This is a genomic window from Mesorhizobium metallidurans STM 2683, from assembly GCF_000350085.1.
Lineage (GTDB): Bacteria > Pseudomonadota > Alphaproteobacteria > Rhizobiales > Rhizobiaceae > Mesorhizobium > Mesorhizobium metallidurans.
Genome location: NZ_CAUM01000019.1, coordinates 1 through 10,132 on the forward strand (window position 1 = coordinate 1; position 10,132 = coordinate 10,132).

The following is a 10,132-nucleotide window of genomic DNA, read 5'->3' on the forward strand; positions in this document are numbered from 1 at the left end:
AAGGGCGTCTTCTTCACGCTCAAGGAAGCCGCGCGGCGTGTGAGGGACGGCGGGCGCATCATTGTTGTATCCACGGGAGGAACCAAGATGTTCTTCCCCGATCAGTCCCTCTACCTCGGGAGCAAGGGCGCTGTCGAACAGTTCGTCCGCTGTCTCTCCTGGGAGCTCGGTACTCGTCGCATCACTGTGAACGTCGTCTCTCCTGGTCCGACGGAGACGGACATGATGCAGGACCGCTACCGCGACCGCGCTGCCGCCATATCGCCGTTCAACCGCGTCGGAGACCCGAAAGATATCGCGGACGTCGCCGTGTTCCTCGCGAGCGATGCCGGGAGGTGGGTGACTGGCCAGAACATCGGGGCTGGTGGCGGAGCCTTCTGATTTTGAGGCTCGAAAGTTGCCACCGCGCCTGAAGTCTTGAAGTGGCGTCTATCACCGTCGCGCCTTGGCTGCCGGGGCGCCGTGCTGATACGAACGCCGAACGCCGTCAGATACCGTCTCTTCTACGACAACGGACTTCGTTCGGTCTGGCCTAGCGTAGCGGATCGCAGGAAATCGCAGATTCGGCGGAAATGGCGCATCCTCCTGGAGAAAATGGGCGCCCTTCACCATGACGGTTTCCTGGTTCGGCCAGGCGCGGCAAAACTCCCGCTGTGCACCGATCAGAAAGCCAGCGGGATCGGCGTCGATGAAGAGCTTTGGGATTGTGCTGGTGGAGAGCCACTGCGCATAGTCCTCGACGATTGCGACGACATCGGCCGGTTCGCCAGCGATCGGCAGATCGCGCGTCCAAGCAAGCATGGGCATGCGCGCGGAGCCGGGATTGCGATAGTGGCGCCGATAGACCTCGATCGCCTCCTCAGCGATATGGCGGAGTGGCAGCAGATACTCGATGAAGAGGTTCTGCCGCAGGATCAAATCTTCGCCCCGTTCGCTCCGCTGACCTTGGAAGAACGCGCGGGTGGATTCCGGCCATTCGTCCCAGGAGCGGAAGGGCCGCACGATCCCTTCCATATAAGCGACCGCCTTGACCCGTTCGGGATTACGTCGCGCCCAGTCGAAGCCAAGCGCCGACCCCCAGTCGTGGACGACGAGGATCACATTCGAGGTGAGGCCCAATGCCTCGAACCAGGCGTCGAGGTAGCGGCGATGGTCGACGAAGCGGTAGTTCCCGTCCGGTGCGTGGCCGGAATTGCCCATGCCCACATAGTCCGGTGCAAGGCAGCGCCCGTAGGGCAGGAGATACGGGATAATGTTGCGCCAGAGATAAGACGGCGTCGGATTGCCATGCAAAAAGACGATCGGATCGCCTTCGCCCACGTCCACATAAGCGATGTTGGCGTCCAGAGCTCCGCACGCTTTCGGTACGAAACTTCCTCAGTCGAGATCGGGGGGTGGGTCATCGGGATCCTCCTAAATTCGGACTGCGGCGCCTGCCGATCAACATGTTAGACACTATCTAACGATAATAGCTGGTGTTAGTTGCATAAACCAGCAAAATGTTTATGCTGGTGTCTATGAGGCTCTCCGAGAAATTCCCGGTTCCGGGCGACGTCGCGCTGCTCTACGACTTCGTGAATTCGATTGACCTGCGGCAGTATGTGGAGCGGGGCGTGGCGCATGAGCCCGGCGACGAACTTGCAACCCCCGCACAGCTGCAGAAATGGCTTCAGGCGCGCGGCCTTCTAAAACGCGGCGCAAAGATCTCGCAGGCCGAGCATCGCGAGGCTCTTGAGCTGCGCGGCGCGCTGCGGAACTTCCTCTCCGCGACGCCGACTGAGCGGGCCATTACTGCACGCCTGCTTGAGGCCCTGGCCGCCCGGTTTCCTCTTGGGGTCACGGCTTCTCGGGACCGAGGGCTTGATCTGCGCCCGATCGCGCGGCGCGCAACCAGCGGCCTTGGCGACGTTCTGGTCGAGCTTGTGCGGCTTTCGGACAGCGGCAGGCTCGCACGCGTGAAGACTTGTGATTCCGACGAGTGCCGGTGGATCTTTTATGATCGCTCCAAGCCCAGCAACCGCCGATGGTGCTCATCGGATCGATGTGGAAACCGTGAGAAGACGCGAACCTACCGCGACCGTCAGCGGCTCGGCGTGTGACAATCCCCAAAAAGATTGCAGGAATCTGACGGGGCCAGATTTTCCAACTAACGAGCGGCAAGTTCGCCATCCCGGGCGGCGCCTACAATCGCACGCCTCAGCCATATGTGCCTGGGAGCGTCTTGGTGGCGCGCGTGCCAAACGAGACTCATCGGGAATTTTCCAAGATCGAGGGGTGGAGGCTGCGAAACAAAGCGTCCCTTGGCCGCGCCCACATGCGCCAGGCTCAACGGCAAGGTCATAACTAGGTCCGACCCGGCAGCAATCTCCATTGCCGCGAAGAAGTTTGGCGCACGCACCTTCACCCGTCGCTCCCGCCCAATGAGAGCAAGCGCCGCATCGACGGGCGCCGGCCCAATGCCAGTGATGCTCACCACCATATGGTCCAGCGCCAAGAACCGGTCGAGCGTGAGCTTTTTACGGGCGGCTGGATGCTCTGCGCGCATGAGTGTTACAAGCCGCTCATCATACAATCGGCGTCGGTGGATCCCTGGCGGCGCTTCGTCGATCAGCCCAACCGCCGCGTCAGCGACATCGTCTTCCAGCGCCTGAATTGCATCTGAGCCAAGCGCTCGGACATTGAGATCAAGGGCAGGCGCCTCATCCGAAAAGCGGGCGAGCAGATGCGGCATGAGCACCGCAGCCTCCAAATCCGCCATCAGGAGCCGAACATCGCCCGTCGCCGTCGCGGGATCGAATGGGCTTAGCTCTAGCATCTGGCTAATGCCGGCCAACGTGCTGCGCAGCATCGGACGCATGTCTTCCGCGCGGGCGCTGAGGAAGTAGCCGCCCGGCCCGTCGACAAGAAGGGCATCCGCAAACAGCGCGCGCAATCGCCCCAGCGCCCGACTCGCGGCCGGCTGGCTCATCCCGAGCCGGCGAGCAGCCCGCGTGACGTTTTTCTCGTCCAGCAACGCCTCAAGCATCACCAGAAGGTTGAGATCGATCCGACGAAAATCCACTTCACGCATGATCTCTATATAGTTCATGCATTGGACACATGGAAGGGTGACGCGTATTTGTCTTCAGACGGCGACAGCCAACAATCGGAGGACAAGGCGATGCATGTGGTGTTTGGAGCGAATGGACGAGCAGGTGGAGAAACAGCGCGCGCGCTCATCGAACGCGGCGAGGCAGTGCGCGTCGTTCTGCGTCGGCCGGAACAGGGGGAAAAATGGACAGCGCTCGGCGCGGAGGTGGCCGTCGCAAGCATCCTCGATGCGGACGCCGTGGTGGCTGCGCTGAAAGGAACCTCAGGAGCATTTCTGCTCAACCCCACGCCGATCAGCGGCGATCCGCACGCGCATACTCAAGAGGTCGGCACTGCGTTTCGTCGCGCGCTTCAGCACGCGCAGATACCCAAGGTTGTCGTCCTGTCATCGATCGGAGCACAGCATGCCTCAGGCACCGGAGTCATTTCCACACTTAACCAGATCGAGGCGCTGCTGGACGGAATGGCCCCGGCGGTCACCTTCCTGCGATCCGGCTATTTCATCGAGACTTGGAGTGAGGTCGCGGGCGTAGTTATGGCGGAAGGCATATTGCCGACCTTTATCGAGCCAACTCGGGCAATTCCGATGGTAAGCACAATCGATGTTGGCCGTGCGGGAGCTGCCCTTCTTTGCGAAAGCTGGATTGGAAAGCGGGTCGTTGAGCTTGGCGGTCCCGATGACTTCAGCGCCGACGATGTGGCGACTGCCTTTGCCAAGGTTATCGGCCGTCCCGTGAAGCCAATGTTCGTTCCGCCCGGGGAGCGTGCAGCCATTCTCACCAAGGAAGGCATCGACGACAAGTTGGCGGAAGCTTTGCTCGGCATGTATGAGGGCATCGCCGATGGCCATTTCGCACGCGAGAAAGGAAATGAGCAGCGTCGGGGCAGCGTCTCGCTGACTGCATCCGTCGAGCGCATCGTCTCGACACTTCCAGCAGCATGATCGGGCAGCCGTGCCGTAAGGCGGTACGAAGGCAGCGTCCGCGCGAGACGGGTGGTGTAAAGCGCGAAGTCGGAGCACGGCAGCGTGATGCGGCGTGGAATAGCGTGGAAATGGCGCGCCCGAAGAGATTCGAACTCCTGACCCCCAGATTCGTAGTCTGGTGCTCTATCCAGCTGAGCTACGGGCGCGCAACAGGCCATGCTTGGCATAGCCCGCGATCCGATCCTGGCGACCGGCCGCGAATGTGGAGTGTTCCCTAGCGACTGAATTTCCGAAAAGCAAGCGATCCGGCAAAAGTTTTGCTGTTCGCGCATTGGCCGGTTCCTTGTTCCGCGCAATTGCGGACGGAAGACCGTTATGCTCCCCGGTCAGGGAATAGCTCCCCTCAAGCCGGGCGGCGCAGGCCGCTGCGGGCCTGGTCGAGCCGGACCGGCTGGTCGGGAATGGTGACCGCGAAGGTGGTGCGGCCGCCAACGCTTTCGACAAGCTCCACCGTGCCGCCATGGGCGCGGATCAATTCATAGGCGATCGCCAGGCCAAGGCCGGTGCCGCCGCTGCGGGCCGAGCCGCGAAACGCGGCGAACAGGTTTTCGCGCGCCTTCGGCGGCAGGCCTGGTCCGGTGTCGGTGACGATGATGCGGCTGACGCTGCCCAGGCGCTCGGCCGACACCGCCAGCCGGCGCACCAGGGCGCTCTCCTGGTCCGCCGCCATCGCCTGCACGGCGTTGCGGCACAGATTGGTGAGCACGCGGAACAGCTGGTCGGAATCGGCGTCCACCTCGAAGGCCAGATCGACGGCATTGACGAATTCGATGCCGCCTTCGGTGTCGAGCAGGCCGTGGACGTCGTCGACCAGCTGGCGCAGCCGCAGCCTGCGGCGCGAAGGCGGCGGCTCCTGCGTGCGGCCATAGGCGAGCACGCCTTCCGAATAGGACACGGCACGATCGAGCGCGCGCAGCAGTTTCGGCGCGAAGGCCTGCACCGTAGGGTCCCTGACCTGGCGCAGCCGGTCCGATATCAGTTGCGCCGAGGCCAGGATGTTGCGCATGTCGTGATTGATCTTCGACACGGCGAGGCCAAGGTCGGCTAGGTGTTTCTGCTCGGCGAGCATCTTTTGCAGCCGCTCCTGCATCTGCGAAAGCTCGCGCTCGGCGACGCCGATCTCGTCGGCGCGGGCGGCAGGGCGGATGATCCGCCCGGGATCGTCGGGCGCCTCGGAGAAGGCCAGCATCGAGCGCGTCATCGTGCGGATCGGACCGATCATGATCAGGTCTATGGCGGCATAGACCAGCATGGCGGTGAACAGCGAGATCAGCAGCGAGACGAAGGCGACGTTGCGCGAATAGATCAGCATGGCCTTGCGCAGGCTGTGATCGGGCATGATCAGTTCGAATTCCTTATCGCTCTCGCCGACGGGCCCGAACACGCGCAGCATGCGGTTGCCGCCGAAAAACAGCGTGTCCAGGGCGCCGGTCATGCCTTGGACCATGCCGGTGTTGGCGATATCGATATGTTCATCGACCTGCGGCGGCATCTCGGCCACGACCAGGAGCCGCGAGACGCCGCCGTCGCGCACGGCGATCGCCCTGGCGCCGATCGCCATCAGCACGTCGTTCTGGGCGGCGCGCGACAGCGAGGCGGGGTCGCCCTGCACCAGCACGATCGACACGGCGGCGGCGGTGCTCAGCCTCTCTTTCAGCCAACTCACACGGTAGCTGGCGATCCAGGGCAGAAAAATAAGCACTTCGGCCAGGAGCACGAAGACGATGGTGAGCAGCAGCAGTTTTGTCGACAGGCCACGCGACAAGGGCACTGTGCGGGGGGGCACGCTGCGAGGCGCCGTCCCGGCGGCGGCCTTCGCCGGATCGATCCTTTCATCCGCGGTTGGGATTTCACTCATGCTGCGCTTGTCTTCACGATCACTTGACCAACCGAGATTAGGCGATTGCGGCTTTTTTGCCAAATTCATCCTTGGTCGAAACGTTGCATCGGACCAGCAAGACTTCGGCCGCCGGCCTGACGGCGCCGGATTGACTTCCAAAATCCTTCTTTCTATAAGCCCGCTCACGCTCGGGCCATTCGTCCCGGCGCGGTTTCGATCGCGCCAAAACCGGCCCGGCAAAGCTCCTGTTACAGAGTGACAGAATCAAGAAGGGCCGCACCCCGCGGTATTAAAACAAATGAAGCGTACCTACCAACCGTCCAAACTCGTCCGCAAGCGCCGGCACGGTTTCCGTGCCCGCATGGCCACCAAGGGTGGTCGCGGCGTCGTCGCAGCTCGCCGCAATCGCGGCCGCAAGCGGCTCAGCGCCTGAACGGAAGACGAGATCGTTGCCCGCCACCGGCAAGCCAGTGGGACCAAAACCCAAGCGGCTTCTGAAGCGCGCGGAATTCCTGGCCGTCCGGCGTGGCGAAAAGCGCCGCGGGCGGCTTTTTCTCGTCGAGGTTCTCGACCGCGGCGACGATTTGTCGCCGCGCGTCGGCTACACCGTCACCAAGAAGGTCGGCAACGCCGTGGTGCGCAACCGCATAAGGCGGCGGCTGAGGGAAGCCGTGCGCACGCATGCGGCCGATGACATGGCGCCTGGCAATGACTATGTCATCGTCGGGCGTGAAGATGTGCTTGCCATTCCGTTCGGCCAGTTGAAGGCCGAACTCTCCCGCCGATTGCGCGGAACACGATAGGCCAGGGCTTTCGATGGAAAACAACCGGAACTTCTTCATCACCATCGCGCTGTCGGTGCTGATCCTGACGCTGTGGCAGGTGTTCTACATGAACCCGCGCGTCGAAGCCCAGCGCGAGGCGGCCCGCATAGAAGAGCAGCGGGTGGCAGAGCAGAAGAAGGCGGCCGAAGGCGTCAATCCCGGCGGCACGGGAACGCCGGCGCCGCAGGGATCGATTCCGAATGCGCCCGGCGGCGAAGTGGTGACGGCGGCCGGCCGCGATCAGGCGCTGGCGGCCACCTCCCGCGTCAAGATCGACACGCCAAGCCTCGAGGGTTCGATCAACCTCACCGGGGCACGCCTCGACGACCTCAGGCTCAAGCACTACACGGAGACAGTCGACAAGAACTCGCCCGAGATCGAGCTGCTCAATCCGTCGGCGCTGCCCACTGGCTATTTTGCCGAGATCGGCTTTGTCGGCAACGACAAGACCGGCGCGGTGCCAGGTTCGGACACGGTGTGGAAGGTCGACGGCAATGCGACACTGACTCCGGCGAGCCCGGTGACGCTGACCTATTCGAACGACAAGGGCCTGACCTTCAAGCGCACCTTCTCGGTCGACAACGACTATATGTTCACCGTTTCCGACACCGTGCAGAATTCAGGCGCCGCCGCCGTCTCGCTGTTCAACTATGGCCGCGTCACCCGTTTCGACAAGCCTGCCGTAGCCAGCATCTATGTGCTGTTCGAAGGCCTGATCGGCTTCACCGGCGAGGAAGGCCTGCAGGAACACAAATACGCATCCATCGAAAAGGACAGGGAGTTCAAGCCGGGCAAGTCGACCGACGGCTGGCTGGGCATCACCGACAAATACTGGGCGGTTACGCTGGTACCGACCGAGAAGCAGCCGTTCCAGCCGCGCTATGCCTATTTCGAGGATGGCCGGCCCCGCTATCAGTCCGACTTCCTCACCGACCCGATCAATGTCGACGCCGGCCAGTCGGCGACAGTCGAGACCGCGGTCTTCGCCGGCGCCAAGGAGGTCGGCAAGATCAATTCCTATGCGGAAGACCGCCGCATCAAGCGGTTCGACCTGTTGATCGACTGGGGCTGGTTCCACTTCATCACCAAGCCGATGTTCTGGCTGATCGACACGCTCTACAAATTCTTCGGCAATTTCGGCCTGGCGATCCTCGCCACCACCGTCATCGTCAAGGCCGCCTTCTACCCGCTCGCCAACAAGTCCTATGCGTCGATGGCGAACATGAAGAAGGTGCAGCCCAAGATGCTCGAAATCCGCGAGAAATACGCAGACGACAAGATGAAGCAGCAACAGGCGATGATGGAGCTCTACAAGACCGAGAAGATCAATCCGATCGCTGGATGCTGGCCGGTGGCGCTGCAGATCCCGGTCTTCTTCGCGCTCTACAAGGTGCTCTACATCACCATCGAGATGCGACACGCACCGTTCTTCGGCTGGATTCAGGATCTGGCGGCACCGGACCCGACATCGATCTTCAATCTGTTCGGCCTGATCCCGATCACGCTGCCGTCCATGCTGATGATCGGCGTCTGGCCGCTGGTCATGGGCGTGACGATGTTCCTGCAGATGCGCATGAACCCGACGCCGCCGGACCCGACGCAAGCCGCGATCTTCACCTGGATGCCGGTCATCTTCACCTTCATGATGGCGGGCTTTCCCGCCGGCCTGGTCATCTACTGGGCCTGGAACAATCTGCTGTCGATCATCCAGCAGGGCGTGATCATGAAGCGCCAGGGCGCCAAGATCGAGCTGTGGGACAATCTGGTGGCCATGTTCCGCAAGAAACCCTCGCCCGCGGAATAGCGGGCACCCCGATCCCCATATTAAATTTACAAAAACCCCGGTTGGTCCGGGTTTTTGCTGTGGGAGGTCACATTTGCCGGCGGCGAAACTTTGGCTTGCCACGTTCCGTCGCTGCTCCGGTGTCATACCACGGTGACGGCTTCCGGCGCGCTGGCGCCGGTGTGTTTGGGAGACCGCACCGGCGACCGGGGTCCTGTGATCCTTCACGGGATCCCGGTTTATCTCGCTCCGAATCGCGCTATTTTGGGCTTGCCTGAAAAGCCACGGAGCCAGGCCATGAGCGGACCCAATCCAAACATCAAGCACCCGATCCCGATGCATACGCGCGTCGGCTTCCTCAAGGGACTGGTCAATGCACCGAACATCGAGATCGGCGACTTCACCTACTACGACGATCCGGACGGGCCCGACAAATTCGCCGAGCGATGCGTGCTGCATCATTATCCGTTCATCGGCGACAGGCTGATCATCGGCAAGTTCTGCGCCATCGCCGAGGGCGCGCGCTTCATCATGAACGGCGCCAACCACGCCATGTCCGGCTTCTCGACCTACCCGTTCAACATCTTCGGCCATGGCTGGGAACAGGGTTTCGACCCGAAGATGTGGTCGAAGGAAATACGCGGCGACACGGTGCTCGGCAATGATGTATGGATCGGCATGGAGGCGGTGATCCTGCCCGGCGTCAAGATCGGCCACGGCGCCATCGTGGCGGCGAAATCGGTCGTCACGCACGACGTGCAGCCCTATGCGATCGTCGCCGGCAATGCGGCCAAGGTGGTGAAAATGCGCTTCGACGACAAGACGATCAGGCGGCTGTTGATGGCGGCCTGGTGGGACTGGCCGGTGGACAAGATCAGCCGCAACCTCAATGCCATCAGAGGCGCCGACATTGCTCGCCTGGAGGCAGCGGTTTGAGCGCGCCAGGCAACACGACACGTGACAAGACCGTGGTCCGCACCGAACTGTTCACGCAAGCGTGGATCTTTATCCGCGGCGTGCCGTCGATGAAGTTCCTGCCGCCGGAAGGGCCGCCGGAGATCGCCTTCGCGGGCCGTTCGAATGTCGGCAAATCATCGCTGATCAACGCGCTGGTCAACCAGAAGGGGCTGGCGCGCACCTCCAACACGCCGGGGCGGACGCAGGAGCTCAATTATTTCGTGCCGGACGGATTTTCGGGCGAAGGCGCCGACCTGCCGCCGATGGCGCTGGTCGACATGCCGGGCTACGGCTATGCGAGCGCGCCCAAGGAAAAGGTCGACGACTGGACGAAGCTGGTCTTCGACTATCTCAAGGGCCGCGTCACGCTGAAGCGCGTCTATGTGCTGATCGACGCCCGCCATGGCATCAAGGCCAAGGACGACGAGGTGCTGTCGCTGCTCGACAAGGCGGCGGTGTCCTACCAGATCGTGCTGACCAAGACCGACAAGATCAAGGCGGCCGGCGTGCCGCGATTGATCGAAGAGACCCTGGCGAAAATCAAAAAGCGGCCGGCCGCGTTCCCGTTCGTTCTGACGACATCGTCGGAAAGGAGCGAGGGCCTGGAAGACTTGCGCGCGGCGATCGTACTTGCTGCCAATGGCGGCTAGTGG

General features: G+C 62.4%; 11 protein-coding genes and 1 tRNA gene. 8 read left to right on the forward strand and 4 right to left on the reverse strand.

The features are described from left to right. The coding region (locus MESS2_RS04260) for an SDR family oxidoreductase (RefSeq protein ID WP_040592071.1) at positions 1 to 381 on the forward strand (381 nt) is incomplete at its 5' end. Positions 382 to 432: 51 nt separating this feature from the next. Here MESS2_RS04260 and MESS2_RS04265 read toward each other — a convergent pair. Continuing rightward, on the reverse strand, positions 433 to 1,347 hold the full coding sequence (locus MESS2_RS04265; RefSeq protein ID WP_083918358.1) for a haloalkane dehalogenase: 915 nt from the start codon (positions 1,345 to 1,347) through the stop codon (positions 433 to 435). A gap of 158 nt (positions 1,348 to 1,505) precedes the next feature. Here MESS2_RS04265 and MESS2_RS04270 point away from each other — a divergent pair, with 158 nt between their 5' ends. Then, the gene (locus MESS2_RS04270; RefSeq protein ID WP_008872851.1) at positions 1,506 to 2,099 is read left to right on the forward strand and encodes a CGNR zinc finger domain-containing protein; all 594 of its coding nucleotides are present in this window, start codon (positions 1,506 to 1,508) and stop codon (positions 2,097 to 2,099) included. Positions 2,100 to 2,146: 47 nt separating this feature from the next. Here the strand turns inward: MESS2_RS04270 and MESS2_RS04275 are convergent, their stop codons facing one another. Further along, positions 2,147 to 3,070: a LysR substrate-binding domain-containing protein gene (locus MESS2_RS04275; RefSeq protein WP_040592077.1), complete on the reverse strand. Its 924-nt coding sequence runs from the start codon at positions 3,068 to 3,070 to the stop codon at positions 2,147 to 2,149. A 90-nt stretch (positions 3,071 to 3,160) separates the two neighbouring features. Here MESS2_RS04275 and MESS2_RS04280 point away from each other — a divergent pair, with 90 nt between their 5' ends. Further along, positions 3,161 to 4,033 (forward strand): NmrA family NAD(P)-binding protein, encoded by an 873-nt coding sequence (locus MESS2_RS04280; protein WP_008872853.1) that lies wholly within the window; start codon positions 3,161 to 3,163, stop codon positions 4,031 to 4,033. A 111-nt stretch (positions 4,034 to 4,144) separates the two neighbouring features. On the opposite strand, the gene MESS2_RS04285 is transcribed toward MESS2_RS04280, so the two are convergent. Further along, positions 4,145 to 4,221: transfer RNA gene (locus MESS2_RS04285), tRNA-Arg, on the reverse strand. A 197-nt stretch (positions 4,222 to 4,418) separates the two neighbouring features. Next, positions 4,419 to 5,933, reverse strand: a complete 1,515-nt coding sequence (locus tag MESS2_RS04290) for an ATP-binding protein (RefSeq protein WP_008872855.1) — start codon at positions 5,931 to 5,933, stop codon at positions 4,419 to 4,421. A gap of 280 nt (positions 5,934 to 6,213) precedes the next feature. Between MESS2_RS04290 and rpmH the strand changes: the two genes are divergently transcribed. The 5 genes from rpmH to yihA all read left to right on the forward strand — a co-directional run bounded on the left by rpmH (position 6,214) and on the right by yihA (position 10,129). Further along, positions 6,214 to 6,348: a 50S ribosomal protein L34 gene (gene rpmH, locus MESS2_RS04300; protein WP_008833937.1), complete on the forward strand. Its 135-nt coding sequence runs from the start codon at positions 6,214 to 6,216 to the stop codon at positions 6,346 to 6,348. 16 nt (positions 6,349 to 6,364) lie between these two features. Then, positions 6,365 to 6,718, forward strand: coding sequence for a ribonuclease P protein component (gene rnpA, locus MESS2_RS04305; protein WP_040592073.1), 354 nt, complete (start codon positions 6,365 to 6,367; stop codon positions 6,716 to 6,718). Between the two features lie 13 nt (positions 6,719 to 6,731). After that, complete coding sequence (gene yidC, locus MESS2_RS04310) at positions 6,732 to 8,543, forward strand: membrane protein insertase YidC (RefSeq protein WP_008872859.1); 1,812 nt, start codon at positions 6,732 to 6,734, stop codon at positions 8,541 to 8,543. Between the two features lie 276 nt (positions 8,544 to 8,819). Continuing rightward, positions 8,820 to 9,458: a CatB-related O-acetyltransferase gene (locus tag MESS2_RS04315; RefSeq protein WP_008872860.1), complete on the forward strand. Its 639-nt coding sequence runs from the start codon at positions 8,820 to 8,822 to the stop codon at positions 9,456 to 9,458. Next, complete coding sequence (yihA, locus tag MESS2_RS04320; RefSeq protein WP_008872861.1) at positions 9,455 to 10,129, forward strand: ribosome biogenesis GTP-binding protein YihA/YsxC; 675 nt, start codon at positions 9,455 to 9,457, stop codon at positions 10,127 to 10,129. Before MESS2_RS04315 ends, yihA begins: the two co-directional genes overlap by 4 nt. Positions 10,130 to 10,132: the final 3 nt, after the last annotated feature.